Here is a 16,100-nt window from a genome sequence, read left to right as displayed (position 1 = left end):
CTCCACCGCCCCCCACGCGCCGAGTTGCCCGGAATTCCGGGGAGATTCATCCAAGAAAGACCCCCAAAAGTCGTCTCAAATCCTTGATTGTGGATGATGGTGGAGTAACGTGGAGCGCGTTGGGTCACCGGCCCATCGCGGTCCGCGTTCGGGGAAGGGAGGCGCCGCGCATGCTCCTCGGCACCTACGCTCCGAAGCTCGACGACAAGGGCCGCGTCATCCTGCCCGCCAAGTTCCGCGCGGAGCTCGCGGGCGGCGTGGTCCTGACTCGGGGCCAGGAGCGCTGCATCTATGTCTTCAGCCAGGACGAGTTCGCGGCGATGCACGAGAAGATCCGCCAGGCGCCCGTGACCAGCAAGCAGGCCCGCGACTACCTGCGCGTGTTCCTCTCCGGCGCGAGCGACGAGGCGCCGGACGCCCAGAACCGCATCTCGATCCCGCCGGCGCTGCGCGCCTACGCGGGGCTCACCAAGGAACTCGCCGTCATCGGCGCGGGCAGCCGCGCCGAGATCTGGGACGCGCAGGCCTGGGAGGCGTACCTCGCCGAGCAGGAGAGCACGTTCGCCGACACCGCGGAGGAGGTGATCCCCGGCCTCTTCTAGTCCGCAGGCTGTGACTCCCAGCCATCCTCTGCCGTGACCGACTTCCCCGCGGGCACGTCAGGATGGATGGGGATCACGGCAGGCGGCCAGGCCGACGCGAATCATGGATGCCTCCTCGCTGCACATCCCCGTCATGCTCGAGCGCTGCCTCGAGCTGCTCGCCCCGGCGATCGGCCGGCCCGGCGCGGTCGTCGTCGACGGCACGCTCGGCCTCGGCGGCCACTCCGAGGCGATGCTCGAGCGCTTCCCTGAGCTCACGCTCATCGGCCTCGATCGCGACCCGGAGGCGCTGCGCCTGGCGGGAGAGCGCCTCGCTCGCTTCGGCGACCGCTTCCGCCCCGTGCACACCACCTACGACGGCGTCGACGAGGCCATCGCCGGCCTCGGCTTCGACGCCGTCGACGGCGCTCTCTACGACCTGGGCGTCAGCTCGATGCAGCTCGACCTGCCCGAGCGCGGCTTCTCCTACGCGAAGGACGCGCCGCTCGACATGCGGATGGACACGACGGCCGAGCTCACCGCCGAGCGCGTCGTCGCCGAGTACCCGGAGGCCGAGCTGCGGCGCATCTTCCGCGACTACGGCGAGGAGAAGCTCGCACAGCGCTACGCCTCGTTCATCGTGAAGGCCAGGGCGCAGCATCCGATCACCCGCACCATGCAGCTGGTCGACGTGCTGCAGGCCGCGACGCCCGCCGCGATCAGCAAGCAGGGGCACCCGGCCAAGCGCGTCTTCCAGGCGCTGCGCATCGAGGTCAACCAGGAGCTCGCGGTGCTTGAGCGCGCAATCCCGCGCGCGATCGACGCGCTGAACCTGGGTGGCCGGCTCGTTGTGATGTCGTACCAGTCCCTCGAGGACCGCATCGTCAAGCGCATCTTCCAGGCGCGCTCGAGCTCGACGGCACCCGCCGGGCTGCCGGTCGAACTGCCCGAGCACCGCCCCGAGCTCAAGCTGCTCACCCGCGGCGCCGAGCTGGCGAGCGACGAGGAGAAGGAACGGAACCCGCGCAGCGCACCTGTCCGCCTGCGCGCGGTCGAAAGGGTCAGAGAGCACGTGAGGGGGGCTTCATGAGCATGGGTGGAAGCACGGCGGTCGTCGAAGAGCACCCCTGGGTGTCGCAGCTGCCGCTGCCGAGCCGCGAAGAGCGCAAGCGCGGCCTGCTCGCGCCGGTCGACGCCCCGGTGGGCGCCAAGCACCGGCCGAAGCTGCTGTACGCGAGCATCGCCGTCGGCGCACTCGTGCTGATCGTGATCGCCCAGCTCGCGCTGAGCATCGGCGTCTCGAATGGCGCCTATGAGCTGAACTCGCTGCAGCAGCAGCAGAAACAGCTCGACCGCGCGCAGCAGGCCTCGTCGGAGGCGGTCGACAGGCTGTCGAGCCCGCAGAACCTCGCGGCGAACGCCGACGCGCTCGGCATGGTCGCGAACGGCTCGCCCGTCTATCTGCGCCTGTCCAACGGGACCGTGATCGGCTCGCCGACCGCTGCGAGCGGCACGCCGGCCGCAGCAGGCGAGTCCCTGGTGCCGAACGCCCTGACGAAGGGCGTACCGCTGGTGACCGCGAAGAGCGGGCCGAAGCCGTCGCAGGTCGTGACGGATTCGGCACCCGTGGCGACCCAGAAGGCCGCCTCACAGCAAACCGGGAGCGGCACACCGGCGGCGAATGTCAACCCCCAGCAGGACGGCCCCGTAGCGTGGAGCGGGCCGCTGCCCGCACCGGCGACGCACTGAGCTTGTACTGAGGGGAGATCGGGTGAAGGCGAAGAAGTCGACACGGCGGCGCACCTCGATCGTGCTCCTCGTGGTCCTCGCCCTCATGGCGAGCCTCGTCTACAAGCTCTTCGACATCCAGGTCGTGCATGCCAGCGCGCTCACCGCGCAGGCGGCCGAGCGGCGCGGCACGGCGGTCACGCTCTACGGCGCGCGCGGCGACATCGTCGGCGATGACGGAACGGTGCTTGCCGGCAGTGTGCTGCGCTACGACTTCATCGCCTCGCCCGTCAACGCGCTGAGCGCGTACACCGATACCGAGGACAAGCCGCTGCCGCACGATCAGGCCATGGAGAAGTTCGCCGCAGACCCGGTGCTCGCGAAGCTCTCGAAGATCACGGGAAAGCCCGTCTCAAGCTTCGTCACCGCCTTCACGGATGCCTTCAAGGCCAACGCGAAGTCGCAGTACGCGCCCCTCGTCGCGAACGTCGACGTGCCGACCTTCGACAAGATCCAGGCGCTCAAGATCCCGTGGCTGACGGCTGTGAGCCACCCGGCGCGCACCTACCCGGACGGCGCGGTCGGCGGCAACATCGTCGGCTACGTGAACTCGTCGGGTCTGGGCGCCGAGGGGCTCGAGCAGCAGTACCAGCAGTGCCTCGAAGGCGAGAACGGCGAGGAGACCTACCAGGCGAGCCGCGACGGCGTCGCGCTGCCCGGCAGCACCAAGGTCACCAAGGAGGCGAAGCAGGGCGGGACGCTTCAGACGACGCTCGACCCCGACCTCACCTGGTTCCTCAACCAGAACGTGGCGAGCACCACGAAGAGTCTCGGCGCGCAGTTCGGCCAGGCGACCGTCGTTGACATCAAGACCGGCGAGATCAAGGCGGCCGCCCAGTACCCCTCCGTGGACCCCAACAACATCGACTCGGTGCCGGCCGCGTACCGCAGCACCGCGATGATGTTCTCGAACATGTACGAGCCCGGCTCGGTGTTCAAGGCGCTCACCGCGGCCGCGATGGTCGACACCGGCTACGCGACCCCTGCCTCGCACATCATGACGCCCGACCATTTCTCGGGGCCGAACGGCGTGAGCTTCGGCGACGCCGAGTACCACCCGACCGAGGACATGACCCTCACCGGCATCCTGATGAACTCCTCGAACGTCGGCATCGCGACGCTGAGCGCCAACATGTCCGATCAGACGCGCTACGAGTACTACAAGAAGTTCGGCATCGGCACCAAGACCGCCGTCGACTTCCCGGCGCAGTCGAGCGGCCAGTTGAGCAAGCCGAGTCAGTGGGACGACCAGACCAAGTACACGACGACCTTCGGCCAAGGCGTCTCGGCGACACAGGCGCAGATGCTGCAGGCCTACCAGGCGCTCGCGAACGGCGGTGTCATGGTGCCCCTGTCGCTCGTGAAGGGCTGCAAACAGGCCGACGGCACCATGACCGACGTGCCGAAGAAGACCCAGACCCGGGTCATCAAGGAATCGACCTCGAAGACCGTGCTCGACATGATGGAGTCGGTCGTGCAGCAGGGCTCCAACGCCCCGGTGCTGAAGATCCCCGGGTACCGCATCGCGGCGAAGACCGGCACCGCGCAGGAGCCCGACGGCCACGGCGGCTACCAGTCGAACTTCTACATCTCCGTGATGGGCGTCGCACCGGTCGACAACCCGCAGTACCTCGTCTCCGTGAACATCGGGTTCCCGGCGAACCATAGGATGTCGGATGCGGCAGCCCCGCTGTTCCACACCGTGATGAGCCAGGTCTTGAAGACCTACCGTGTGAGCCCATCGAACAGCGCGCCGACGATGCTGCCGCCGTACTACCCGAACTAGCACCGGAAAAAGCGCTGATACCTGCATGATCGAACTCACCCTGACCGAGATCGCCGCGGCGGTCTCCGGCACCCTCCACCTCGGCACGAGCGGGGCAGATGCCTCGCAGCCGGTCGCCGGCCTGTCGTACACCGATTCGCGCGAGGTCGTCCCCGGCGGCATCTTCTTCGCGAAGCCGGGGGAGGCGACCGACGGGCACCTGTTCGCCCCGGCAGCCGTGGAGAACGGGGCGGCGCTGCTCGTCGTCGAGCGGGAGCTGCCCGAGCTGGCATCCGTGCCCCAGATCGTCGTCGCCGATGTCGTGACCGCGCTCGGCGCGCTGGCCGCAGAGGTGGTCGCCCGCGTGCACGCGAAGGGGAGCCTGCGGGTCGTGGGCATCACCGGCTCGAACGGCAAGACGACGACCAAGAACCTGCTCGCGAGCATCCTGGCTCCCATCGGTGAGACGGTCGCTCCGAAGGAGTCCTTCAACAACGAGGTCGGCGCCCCCGTGACGATGCTGCAGGTGACGGATGTCACCCGCTTCCTCGTCTCCGAGATGGGCCTCTACGCCCCCGGCGCGATCAGGTGGCTGGCCGAGCTCGCGAAGCCGGACGTCGGCGTGGTGCTGAAGGTCGGCCTCGCCCACGCGGGCGGCTACGGCGGCATCGAGGGCGTCGCGCGCGAAAAGGGCGAGCTGGTCACGCATCTGCCCGCCGACGGCGTCGCCGTGCTCAACATCGACGACCGCCGCGTTGCGGCGATGGCGGAGCACACCACCGCGGGCGAGGTGCTCTGGTTCGGGCTCTCGCAGGGCGCCCAGGTCACCGCGCGGGACATCGAGTTGACTCCGGATGGCACGGCGTTCACTCTCGTGCTGCCCGGTGGCGCCGCGGCATCCGTCGCCTTCAAAGTGCTCGGCGAGCACCACGTGATGAACGCGCTGGCCGCCGCCGCAGCCGCGCACGCGCTCGGCGTCGGCATCGATCGCATCGTCGTCGGCATCGAGTCCGTCACACGCGCCGAGCGGTGGCGCATGGAGGTGCTCGGCGGCCGCGACGGCATCACCGTGATCAACGACGCGTACAACGCGAGCCCCGACTCGATGGCCGCCGCGCTGCGCACGCTCGCGAAGCTGAAGCGCCCGGGCGGGCGCACGATCGCCGTCGTCGGCGAGATGGCCGAGCTCGGCGAGTTCGCGGGCGAGGAGCACGACAGGGTCGGCCTCGACGTCGTCGTGCTCGGCATCGACCGGCTCGTCGTGGTGGGCGAAGGCGCCCGCCGGGTACATGTCTCCGCGATGCGCGAGGGCACGTTCTTCTCCGATGAGTCGCAGTACGTCGACACGGCCGACGAGGCGTTCGAGCTCGTGCGCGCCCTGGCGCAGCCGGGCGACACGATCCTCGTGAAGAGCTCGAAGGTGGCCGGGTTGCGGTTCCTGGGCGACCGGCTGGGAGAATCGTTCTCGTGAGGACTCTTCTGACCGCGGGCGGTCTCTCCCTGGCGTTCTCGCTGTTCCTTACCCCGGCGTTCGTGCGGCTGTTCCACCGGCTGCAGCTCGGCCAGTTCATCCGCGACGACGGCCCGCAGTCGCACCACGCGAAGCGCGGCACGGCGACCATGGGCGGCATCGTCATCATCCTGGCGACGCTGTTCGGCTTCTTCGTCTCCGCCCTGATGTTCGGGGGGCACGACGGCATCTCGGCCGGCTCGCTGCTGGTGCTGCTGATGCTCGTCGGCATGGGCGCCGTCGGCTTCCTCGACGACTTCCTCAAGGTGCGCAACCAGCGCAGCCTCGGCCTGGGCGGCTGGGCGAAGATCGTGGGCCAGGTCGTCGTGGCGACACTGTTCGCGGTCCTCGCGATCCAGTTCCCGAACCGCGAGGGCTACACCCCGGCATCCCTCGGCATCTCGACCGTGCGCGACGTCTCGGCGCTCGACATCGGGCGCATCGCGACGGCTGTGCCGGCGATCGCGATCATCCTGTACCTGATCTGGATCAACCTGCTCGCCACCGCGACGACCAACGGCGTGAACGTCACCGACGGGCTCGACGGGCTCGCGCCCGGCGCCTCGATCCTCGCCATCGGCTCGTACATCTTCATCGGCTTCTGGCAGTTCAACCAGTCCTGCTTCAGCGAGACGACGCCGCGGGCCAATCTCGGCGCGTGCTACACGACGAACGACCCGCTCTCGCTCGGCGTGGTCGCTGCGGCGATCACGGGCGCCCTGGTCGGCTTCCTGTGGTGGAACACGAGCCCCGCGCAGATCTTCCTCGGCGACACCGGCTCGCTCGCGCTCGGCGGCGCCCTCACCGCGCTTGCGGTGCTCACCCACACCGAGCTGCTGCTGGTGCTGATCGGCGGCCTGTTCGTGATCGAGGCCGGCTCGGTCATCGTGCAGCGCGCCTATTTCAAGGTGACGCACGGCAAACGCATCTTCCGCATGAGCCCGATCCACCACCACTTCGAGCTCAAGGGCTGGGCAGAGGTCACGGTCGTCGTCAGATTCTGGATCGTCGCCGGCCTGCTCGTCGCCGCCGGCGTCGGCACCTTCTACCTCGAGTGGCTGCAGCTGGCCGGCTCATGAGCGGCAGGCATGCGGGCGCGATCGATTTCGAGGCGCTGAACTCGTGGCATACGGATGCCTGGCAGGGCCTGCGCGTCGCCGTGTTCGGCCTCGGCAAGACCGGATTCTCGGTCGCCGACACGCTGGTCGAGCTCGGCAGCGAGGTGCTCGTCGTCACCCAGCAGGCCGACGAGGAGCGCAGCCGCATGCTCGAGGTGATCGGCGCGCGGCTGGTCGTCGACGAGAAGCTCGACGGGGCGCCTCCCGCCCTGCTCGAGTTCGATCCGCAGCTCATCGTCGCGAACCCGGGCTTCCCGCCGTCGCATCCGATCCTGCGCTGGGCCGAGGGGGAGGCCGGGCTTCCCGTCTGGGGCGACATCGAGCTCGCCTGGCGGCTGCGCGACAAGGTCGTGCGTGCAGACGGCACGCCCGCCGAGTGGATCACGATCACCGGCACCAACGGCAAGACCACGACCACCCAGCTGACGGCCACGATGCTGGCGGCGGCCGGGCTGCGCGCGGCGCCCGCCGGCAACATCGGCGTTCCGGTGCTCGACGCGATCCGCGACCCGCAGGGCTTCGACGTGCTCGTGATCGAGCTGTCGAGCCATCAGCTGCATCGCATCAATCTCCATGGCGCGGCCGGCGAGCTGCACCCGTACGCGAGCGTGTGCCTCAACATCGCCGAGGACCACCTCGAATGGCACGGCTCCTTCGACGCCTACCGCGACGCGAAGGCGAAGGTCTACGCGAACACGAAGGTCGCCTGCGTCTACAACAAGGCAGACGAGGCGACGATGCGCATGGTCGAGGAAGCCGACGTCGAGGAGGGCGCGCGCGCCATCGGCTTCGGCCTCGGTGTGCCGGGACCGTCGGACTTCGGGGTCATCGAGGGCATCGTCGTCGACCGTGCGTTCCTCGACGAGCGGCATCACACCGCGCTCGAGCTGACCACGCTCGACGAGCTGGCCGCGGCCGGGCTGGCTGCACCGCACGTCGTCGCGAACATCCTCGCGGCATCCGCCCTCGCGCGCTCGTTCGGCGCCCCGACCGGTGTCATCCACGAGGTTCTGCAGAGCTTCCGGCTCGACGCACACCGCATCGAGACCGTGGCCGCTGCCTCGGGAGTGACGTGGGTCGACGACTCGAAGGCGACCAACCCGCACGCGGCGGATGCCTCGCTGAGGGCGTTCCCCTCGGTGGTGTGGGTCGCGGGCGGACTGCTCAAGGGAGCCGGGGTCGACGAGCTCGTCGCGACGCACGTCGCGCGGCTGCGGGCGGCGGTGCTGATCGGCGCCGAGCGCGGAGAGCTGCGCGACGCGCTGCGCCGGCACGCCCCAGAGCTGCCGGTGTTCGAGGTCGAGGAGGACGACGTGATGGGCGCGGCGGTCCGTTTCGCGGCATCCGTCGCCCAAGACGGCGACACGGTGCTGCTCGCCCCCGCCGCCGCCTCGATGGACCAGTTCTCGGACTACGCCGATCGCGGCGCCCGCTTCGCGGACGCGGTGCGCGCGCACCTCTCAGGGGAGTAGTCGGGCAGAGCTCGCGAGTACGGAGTTGCCGCGGCGATGACGACGGTTTGACCGCGAGTACTGCGTACTCGACGTCCGAGCCGGCTCTCAGGGCTCTCGAAGGGACGCGCTCGGCGTGCCGGAGGCCGCCGCGCGGCATCCGTTTGTGAGGATGGCGACGTGACTACGCAGGCCGACCGCACCCGGGCGCCGCGGTTCGCCGCAGGCGGCCGCGCGGCGGGCGACGCGATGCACTCGGCGCGCATCTCGCTCGGCCGGGCGTTCGAGGCGGAATCCGCCAACTACTTCATGCTGCTCGGCCTCACGCTGTTCATGGTCGCCTTCGGCCTGCTGATGGTGCTGTCGTCGTCGTACGTGGCCTCGCATGCCGACGGCTCGAGCTTCTTCGCGAAGTTCATGAACCAGGGGCTGTACGCGATCATCGGCGTGCCGATCATGCTCGTCGTCTCGCGCGTTCCGCAGAAGTTCTGGCAGAGGTTCGCCTGGATCGGCCTGCTCGGCGCGTGCGCCCTGCAGATGCTCGTCGTCTTCACGCCGCTCGGCTACGGCATCAACAACAACACCAACTGGCTGCGCATCGGCCCGATCCTGTTCCAGCCGTCCGAGCTCATCAAGATCGCCCTCGTGCTGTGGCTCGGCATGTTCCTCACCCGTAAGGAGGCGCGTCTCGGGCAGATCGGGCAGGCGCTCGTTCCCGCACTGCTCGTGAGCGTCGTGCCGCTGTTCCTGATCATGAAGGGCGACGACCTCGGCACGACGATGATCATCGGGCTGATGCTGATCGGGGCGCTGTTCTTCGCGGGCATCCCGCTGTGGCAGCTGCTCATCACGGCTCTGCTCGCCGGCGGTGCGGCGTTCGCGCTCGCGTTCGCCTCATCGAACCGCACGCATCGCATCATGGCGTTCCTCAACCCGGAGGCCGCTGACCCCAACGGCGACGGCTACCAGGTGCTGCAGGGCCAGTGGGGCATGGCGAACGGCGGCGTCTTCGGCGTCGGACTCGGCAACTCGCAATCGAAGTGGAACTGGCTGCCCGCCTCGTCCACCGACTTCATCTTCTCGATCACCGCGGAGGAGCTCGGGCTCATCGGCGCGGTGCTCGTGCTGCTGCTCTTCGTCGCGCTCGCCTTCGTGCTGCTGCGCATCATCCGCTCGGCGAAGACCGTGTTCGCCCGTACCGTCACCGGCGGGGTGATGGTGTGGATCATCGGCCAGGCGATCATCAACGTGGCTGTCGTCGTCGGCCTTTTCCCCGTGCTGGGCGTGCCGTTGCCGCTCATCTCCTCGGGCGGCACCGCCCTCATCTCGACGCTCGCCGCGCTCGGCATCGTGCTCTCGTTCGCTCGGGAAGAGAGCCGAGATGCGCGCCGAGAGTCGCTGCTGGCCCGGGCTACCGTTAAGCAGTGAGGTACCTCTTCGCCGGCGGCGGCACCGCCGGGCACGTGAACCCGCTGCTCGCCACCGCAGACAAGCTGCGCGAGCTCGAGACGGATGCCGAGGTGCTGGTGCTCGGCACGGCAGAGGGGCTCGAGGCGCGGCTCGTGCCGCTGCGCGGCTATGAGCTCGCGACGATTCCGAGACTGCCCTTCCCGCGCCGCCTGAACGGTGCCGCGCTGCGCTTCCCCGCGCGCTGGTGGGCGACCGTGCGGCAGATCGAGAGGCTGATCGCCGAGCGCGGCATCGATGCCGTGGTCGGCTTCGGCGGCTACGCCGCCGCCCCCGCGTATCTGGCGGCCCGCCGCACCAAGACACCGCTCGTGCTGCACGAGGCGAACGCCAAGCCCGGTCTCGCGAGCCGCCTGGGCGCGCGCCTCACGACGCACGTGGGCGTCGCGTTCCGCGGCACGCCGCTGCCGCATGCCGTCTTCGTCGGCATGCCGTTGCGCGCCGAGATCGAGAAGCTCGACCGCGACGTGGCCCGACCGGACGCTCGCGCCCGCTTCGGGCTCGACGAGCGGCCCGTGCTGCTCGTGACCGGCGGCTCCACCGGGGCGCGCACCATCAACCGCACGATGCTCGCGGCTGCGCAGCAGGTGCTCGATGCGGGGTACCAGGTGCTGCACATCCAGGGCGGCGCGCGCGAGTTCACCGACCCCGGGCTGCCCGGCTACCACCTCGTCGACTACGTCGACGACATGGATCAGGCGTTCGCCGCCGCCGACGCCGTGGTGAGCCGGGCGGGCTCCGGCATGGTCAGCGAGCTCACCACGCTCGGCCTGCCCGCCGTCTACGTTCCCTACCCCGTCGGCAACGGCGAGCAGCGCTTCAACGTCGCCGACGTCGTGAGCTCGGGCGGCGGCATCACCGTCGAGGACAGCGAGTTCACGCCGGAATGGGTCGAGACCTTCCTCGTGCCGCTGCTCGCCGACGGCGGGCGGCTCGCGACGATGGCCGCGGTCTCGGCATCCGTCGGCGTGAAAGACGGCGCGGAGCGCCTCGTCGCCCTGATCGGCCAAGCCGCTCGCGCCTGACCGCCCCGTGCGCACAGCAAGGAGATACTGGAACCCGTGATCAAGCCCGACCTCGCCCTGCCGCTGCCCGAGACGATCGGGAAGGCGCACTTCGTCGGCATCGGGGGATCGGGCATGAACGGCATCGCGCGGCTGTTCCTGGCCGCGGGCATCCCCGTCACGGGCTCCGACCGCGCCGAGAGCGAGTACACGCGCACGCTCACCGAGCTCGGCGCAGGCATCCACATCGGCCACGACGCCGCCAACGTCGGCGATGCCGACACGCTGGTGGTCACGGGGGCGCTCTGGCAGGACAACCCCGAGTACCAGTACGCGCTCGCGCACGGCATCCCCGTGCTGCACCGCTCGCAGGCGCTCGCCTGGCTCACCCGCGGCAGCCGGCTCGTCGCGGTCGCGGGCGCGCACGGCAAATCGGGGACGACCGGGATGATCTCGACGGCGCTGCTCGAGGCCGGCGCCGACCCCAGCTTCGTGAACGGCGCCGTGATCGAGGGGCTCGAGACGAGCGCGAGGCACGGCGACTCCGGCGTATTCGTCATCGAGGCCGACGAGTCCGACGGCTCCTTCCTGCTCTACGACACCGCGGTCGCGCTCATCCTCAACATCGACGACGACCACCTCGACCACTACGGCTCGTACGCCGCCGTCGAGGACGCCTTCGTGACCTTCGCCGATCGGGCCCACGAGCTCGTCGTGATCTCCGCGGACGATGCCGGTGCGCGCGCCGTCCGCCCGCGCATCTCGCACCAGAACGTCGTCACCTTCGGCGAGTCAGAGGGTGCCGACGTGCGTGTGAGCTCGATCACGACCGAGGGCCCCGTGGCCTTCACGCTCGGCTGGCACGGCGCCGAGTACCGCGTACAGCTGCGCGTGCCCGGCCGCCACCTCGCCCACAACGCGGCGGGCGCGTTCGCCGCGCTCACCTACCTCGGTGTCCCGCCAGGCCAGGCGGTCGCCGGGCTCGAGACCTATGGCGGAGTGCACCGCCGCTTCGAGCTGCACGGCACGATCGGGGGAGTGAGCGTCTACGACGACTACGCCCACCACCCCGCCGAGGTGAAGGCGGTGCTCGAGGCGGCGCGCTCGGTCGTCGGCGACGGTCGCCTCATCGCGGTGCACCAGCCGCACACTTACAGTCGTACGCAGCGCCTCGCGCAGGAGTTCGCCGACACCCTCGAGCAGTACGCCGACGAGACCGTCGTGCTCGACGTGTTCGGCGCCCGCGAGGACCCGGTGCCCGGCGTGACCGGCGCGCTCGTCTCCGAGCGCTTCCACGACCCGTCGAAGGTCGAGTTCATCGCCGACTGGCAGCAGGCGGCCGACTTCACGGCCGGCTTCGCGCGGGCAGGCGACTTCGTCATCACCCTCGGCTGTGGGAACGTGAACCTGATCGTGCCGCAGCTGCTCGACTCGCTCGAGCGGGCGCGCTCGCAGGCGACAGGGAGCTGATCGGATGCGTCGGCCGAGCGGCCCCGCCCCCCGGACACCACCCCAGGCGGCTCCGGCGCCCACCCGTTCGTCGGCTCCTCCAGCGGCGCCGGCCGCTGAGCCGGAGCGGAAGCCGGAGGCATCCGTTCTCACCGCGCCGATCGAGCTGACCGGGCGGATCGAGCAGAAGAAGGCCGAGACGGATGCCTCACCAGAGCCCGCCTCGACCCCGGGCTCGTGGCGCGAGCTGCGCCGCGCGATCGGCGCGCGTCGCAGGGTCGAGCGCAGCGAGGCACGGCGCTTCACCGCGCGCACCCGCCGTCGCCGCCGGTGGCAGCTGGGCATCGCGGGCTTCGTCGTCCTCGTGCTCGGCGGCGCGGTGGTGACGGCGTTCTCGCCGATCATGTCCCTCAAGCACATCGAGGTGGTCGGGGCGCACAGCGTGAAAGCGGCCGAGGTGCAGCACGCCCTCGCGGGCGAGCTCGGCACGCCGCTGCCGCTCGTCACGTCCGCGGACGTGCGGCACGCGCTCGACGACTTCCGGATGATCGAGTCGTACTCGACGCAGCTCGAACCGCCGTCGACGCTGGTCGTGCGCATCACCGAGCGCACCCCTCTGGCCGTCGTCAAGCAGGGGTCGAGCTACGAGGTCGTCGACCAGGCGGGCGTCGTGCTCTCGGCGGGGGCGTCGCCGCAGGCGGGGCTGCCCGTCGTGTCCCTTCCTTCCGGCCAGCAGCCTGAGCGCTCTGCGGGGTTCGCCGCAGCTGCGGCCGTACTCGCGGCGCTCCCCGACGCCGTGCGCGCGACGGTCACCGGCGCGAGCGCGACGAGCGCCAACAATGTGACGCTCACCCTGAAGGGCGGCAAGAAGGTCATCTGGGGCGGCACCGACGAGATGGACCTCAAGACCGCGGACCTTCAAGCTCTGCTGAAGGGTGCGGCGGGGGCATCCGTCTACGACGTCTCGAGCCCGCGCGCCCCGATCACCCGCTGATCCAGGCGACACGCCACCGGATGGTCGGCTTCCTCTAGACGAATCGCCCTACCCTCAGGTGAAGGAAATGCATACCGAGCATAACTTTTACCCTCTACCTGAGGTTGAAAGTTCAAAGCGAAGGTTCAACGCGGAGGCCAGAGCGTGAGCACTAACCAGAACTACCTCGCCGTCATCAAGGTGGTCGGCATCGGCGGCGGCGGCGTGAACGCCGTCAACCGCATGATCGAGCTCGGCTTGCGCGGGGTCGAGTTCATCGCCATCAACACGGATGCCCAGGCGCTGCTCATGAGCGACGCCGACGTCAAGCTCGACGTCGGGCGCGAGATCACCCGCGGGCTCGGCGCGGGCGCCGACCCCGAGGTCGGCCGCCGCGCCGCCGAGGACCACGCGGAAGAGATCGAAGAGGCGCTCGCCGGCGCCGACATGGTCTTCGTCACCGCGGGCGAGGGCGGCGGCACCGGCACCGGCGGCGCACCCGTCGTCGCGCGCATCGCGAAGTCCATCGGCGCGCTCACCATCGGTGTCGTCACCAAGCCGTTCAGCTTCGAGGGCAAGCGCCGCGCCGACTCCGCAGCGGCGGGCGTCGCGCGCCTCAAAGAAGAGGTCGACACCCTCATCGTCGTGCCGAACGACCGCCTGCTCGAGATCAGCGACCGCGGCATCTCGATGATGGAGGCCTTCATCACGGCCGACCAGGTGCTCCTCGCCGGTGTGCAGGGCATCACCGACCTGATCACGACCCCCGGTCTCATCAACCTCGACTTCGCCGACGTGAAGTCGGTCATGCAGGGCGCGGGCTCGGCGCTCATGGGCATCGGCTCGGCGCGCGGCGCGGACAGGGCCATCAAGGCCGCCGAGCTCGCCGTCGCGAGCCCGCTGCTCGAGGCATCCATCGAGGGGGCGCGTGGCGTGCTGCTCTCGATCCAGGGCGGCAGCAACCTCGGCATCTTCGAGATCAACGACGCCGCCCGCCTCGTGCAAGAGGTCGTGCACCCCGAGGCGAACATCATCTTCGGAACGGTGATCGACGACACGCTCGGCGACGAGGTGCGCGTGACGGTGATCGCGGCGGGCTTCGACGGCGGTGAGCCGCAGAAGTCCGATCCGGCCGCTCACCGCGCCGAGGCGATCACGGTCGAGCCCACGGCCAAGCCGGCCGTCGTCAGTGAAGACACCGCGGCGCTCGCGCCCGAGGACCTGCCCGTCGCCGCCTGGGAGCCGACCGCGGCGCCCGAGACGCCGACGCTGCCCGCCGACCGCGACTTCGACGACGCCGACGGCATCGACATCCCGGACTTCTTGAAGTAGCGCTGTGCCCGAGCTCGCAGAGCGGCTCGCCGCCGTGCGAGCGGAGATCGCGGATGCCGCACGCGCGGCCTCCCGCGACCCCGATGAGCTCACGACGATCGTCGTCACCAAGTTCCACCCGGCCGAGCTCGTGCGCGAGCTGCACGCCCTCGGCGTGCGCGACGTCGGGGAGAACCGCCATCAGGAGGCGCTGGCCAAGGCATCCGCTCTCGCCGACCTCGACGGTCTCACCTGGCATTTCATCGGCCAGCTGCAGTCGAACAAGGCCAGGCAGGTGCGGCGCTACTCGCACATCGTGCACTCGGTCGACCGGCCGGCGCTCGTCGACGCGCTCGCGCGTCGCGACGGCGACCCGCTCGACGAGACGACCGAGATCTTCCTGCAGCTGAACCTCACCGATGACGTGGGGCGCGGCGGCGTCACACCCGACGCGCTCGAGCCGCTCGCGGAGCGCGCTCTCGCCGCGCCCGGGCTGCGCGTGCGCGGCGTCATGGCCGTCGCGCCGCTGGGAGAGGAGCCGCGCGCCGCGTTCGCACGGGTGCGCGCGGCATCCGATCGCCTCCGCCTGCTCGCGCCGGACGCGCGTGCGATCTCGGCCGGGATGTCCGGGGACTTCCGCGCGGCGATCCTCGAAGGCGCGACACACCTTCGCATCGGCACGGCAATCACGGGTTCGCGCCCGACAGCGCGTTAATCTGGCGCTGTCGGCGGCAAGCGCGGACCGGTAAGCACGGCAACGGAGGACGAAATGGCCAACCCGCTCAAGAAGACCATGGTCTACCTCGGTCTCGCGGACGAAGAGTTCGAGTACGAGGAAGACCAGCCCCGAGAGAGCGCGCCCGCCGCCCATCACGCCCCGCAGCAGGCTGCCGCACCCGTGGCGCCGGCGCCGCAGCCGCGCCCCGAGCGCGCACCGGTCGTGCCGATCCGCAAGAACACCCCCGTTCGAGCACAGCAGGCGGTTCCAGAGATGAACGAGATCCTCACGGTGCATCCGCGCCAGTACCGCGACGCGCAGGCGATCGCCGAAGCGTTCCGCGACGGCATCCCGGTGATCATCAACCTGTCGCAGATGAACGACGCCGACGCGCGCCGCCTCATCGACTTCGCCAGCGGTCTCTCGCAGGGTCTGCTCGGCAAGATCGAGCGCGTCACCAACAAGGTCTTCCTGCTGTCCCCCCAGCACGTCTCCGTGCTCGGCGAGCAGAAGGTCGCGGGCGCCGAGGGCGAGTCGTCGTTCTTCAGCCAGGCGTAGGACCGGCCTAACTGGCAGGGTTGGCAGTTTCGAGTCCGCGGCCTCCGCAATACTTCTAGGGTGGCCATCGCAATCGTCGCCAGCATCGTCTACTACCTGCTGCTGATCTACTTCCTGACCATGTGGGCGCGGTTCGTGCTCGACCTCGTGCGCGCCCTGCGACGCGGCTGGCGGCCGCGCGGCGCCGGCCTCGTCGCCGCCGAGGCCGTGTACACCGTGACCGATCCGCCGATCAGGTTGTTCCGCCGGCTGCTGCCGCCGGTGTCGTTCGGCCCGATCGGGCTCGACTTCGGCTGGCCGATCACGATGCTGTGCGTGGTGATCCTGATGTATGTCGTGGGCCTGTTCGCCGTCGTCTGATTTGCTAAGTTTGGTCCATCACGTCCCTGACGTTCCCGATTCGAAAG

General features: G+C 69.8%; 15 protein-coding genes. All 15 read left to right on the top strand.

Annotation, left to right across the window (positions count from 1 at the left end; all coding sequences use genetic code 11):
• The first annotated feature begins 170 nt into the window (after window positions 1-170).
• The 15 genes from mraZ (at window position 171) to ABD708_RS07820 (ending at window position 16,053) form a co-directional block, all read left to right on the top strand.
• On the top strand, window positions 171-602 hold the full coding sequence (gene mraZ / locus ABD708_RS07890) for a division/cell wall cluster transcriptional repressor MraZ (protein WP_344753031.1): 432 nt from the start codon (window positions 171-173) through the stop codon (window positions 600-602).
• A gap of 103 nt (window positions 603-705) precedes the next feature.
• Window positions 706-1,671 (top strand): 16S rRNA (cytosine(1402)-N(4))-methyltransferase RsmH, encoded by a 966-nt coding sequence (gene rsmH / locus ABD708_RS07885; protein ID WP_344753030.1) that lies wholly within the window; start codon window positions 706-708, stop codon window positions 1,669-1,671.
• The gene (gene ftsL, locus ABD708_RS07880; protein WP_344753028.1) at window positions 1,668-2,330 is read left to right on the top strand and encodes a cell division protein FtsL; all 663 of its coding nucleotides are present in this window, start codon (window positions 1,668-1,670) and stop codon (window positions 2,328-2,330) included. The genes rsmH and ftsL overlap by 4 nt, the downstream gene beginning before the upstream one ends.
• 22 nt (window positions 2,331-2,352) lie before the next feature.
• Window positions 2,353-4,155, top strand: coding sequence for a peptidoglycan D,D-transpeptidase FtsI family protein (locus tag ABD708_RS07875; protein WP_344753026.1), 1,803 nt, complete (start codon window positions 2,353-2,355; stop codon window positions 4,153-4,155).
• A 25-nt stretch (window positions 4,156-4,180) separates the two neighbouring features.
• Entirely contained in the window at window positions 4,181-5,605 is a 1,425-nt protein-coding gene (locus ABD708_RS07870; protein WP_344753024.1) for a UDP-N-acetylmuramoyl-tripeptide--D-alanyl-D-alanine ligase, read from the top strand.
• Complete coding sequence (mraY, locus tag ABD708_RS07865) at window positions 5,602-6,723, top strand: phospho-N-acetylmuramoyl-pentapeptide-transferase (RefSeq protein WP_344753022.1); 1,122 nt, start codon at window positions 5,602-5,604, stop codon at window positions 6,721-6,723. The genes ABD708_RS07870 and mraY overlap by 4 nt, the downstream gene beginning before the upstream one ends.
• Window positions 6,720-8,234: a UDP-N-acetylmuramoyl-L-alanine--D-glutamate ligase gene (gene murD, locus ABD708_RS07860; RefSeq protein ID WP_344753020.1), complete on the top strand. Its 1,515-nt coding sequence runs from the start codon at window positions 6,720-6,722 to the stop codon at window positions 8,232-8,234. Before mraY ends, murD begins: the two co-directional genes overlap by 4 nt.
• A gap of 159 nt (window positions 8,235-8,393) precedes the next feature.
• The gene (ftsW, locus tag ABD708_RS07855; protein ID WP_344753018.1) at window positions 8,394-9,641 is read left to right on the top strand and encodes a putative lipid II flippase FtsW; all 1,248 of its coding nucleotides are present in this window, start codon (window positions 8,394-8,396) and stop codon (window positions 9,639-9,641) included.
• Window positions 9,638-10,705, top strand: coding sequence for a UDP-N-acetylglucosamine--N-acetylmuramyl-(pentapeptide) pyrophosphoryl-undecaprenol N-acetylglucosamine transferase (locus ABD708_RS07850; RefSeq protein WP_344753017.1), 1,068 nt, complete (start codon window positions 9,638-9,640; stop codon window positions 10,703-10,705). The genes ftsW and ABD708_RS07850 overlap by 4 nt, the downstream gene beginning before the upstream one ends.
• Before the next feature lie 36 nt (window positions 10,706-10,741).
• Window positions 10,742-12,154, top strand: a complete 1,413-nt coding sequence (gene murC / locus ABD708_RS07845) for a UDP-N-acetylmuramate--L-alanine ligase (RefSeq protein WP_344753015.1) — start codon at window positions 10,742-10,744, stop codon at window positions 12,152-12,154.
• A gap of 4 nt (window positions 12,155-12,158) precedes the next feature.
• Window positions 12,159-13,127: a cell division protein FtsQ/DivIB gene (locus ABD708_RS07840; protein ID WP_344753013.1), complete on the top strand. Its 969-nt coding sequence runs from the start codon at window positions 12,159-12,161 to the stop codon at window positions 13,125-13,127.
• Window positions 13,128-13,271: 144 nt separating this feature from the next.
• Window positions 13,272-14,438 carry a cell division protein FtsZ gene (gene ftsZ, locus ABD708_RS07835; protein ID WP_344753011.1) on the top strand — a complete coding sequence of 389 codons (1,167 nt, stop codon included), beginning with the start codon at window positions 13,272-13,274 and terminating at the stop codon, window positions 14,436-14,438.
• 4 nt (window positions 14,439-14,442) lie between these two features.
• Window positions 14,443-15,132, top strand: coding sequence for a YggS family pyridoxal phosphate-dependent enzyme (locus ABD708_RS07830; RefSeq protein WP_344753009.1), 690 nt, complete (start codon window positions 14,443-14,445; stop codon window positions 15,130-15,132).
• 54 nt (window positions 15,133-15,186) lie between these two features.
• Window positions 15,187-15,693, top strand: coding sequence for a cell division protein SepF (locus ABD708_RS07825; RefSeq protein WP_344753007.1), 507 nt, complete (start codon window positions 15,187-15,189; stop codon window positions 15,691-15,693).
• Between the two features lie 60 nt (window positions 15,694-15,753).
• Window positions 15,754-16,053, top strand: a complete 300-nt coding sequence (locus tag ABD708_RS07820; RefSeq protein WP_344753005.1) for a YggT family protein — start codon at window positions 15,754-15,756, stop codon at window positions 16,051-16,053.
• Window positions 16,054-16,100: the final 47 nt, after the last annotated feature.

The organism is Gryllotalpicola koreensis, assembly GCF_039538185.1.
Taxonomy (GTDB): Bacteria; Actinomycetota; Actinomycetes; order Actinomycetales; family Microbacteriaceae; genus Gryllotalpicola; species Gryllotalpicola koreensis.
The sequence above is the reverse complement of the archived record's forward strand: the minus strand, read 5'-3'. Positions and strand labels throughout refer to the sequence as shown.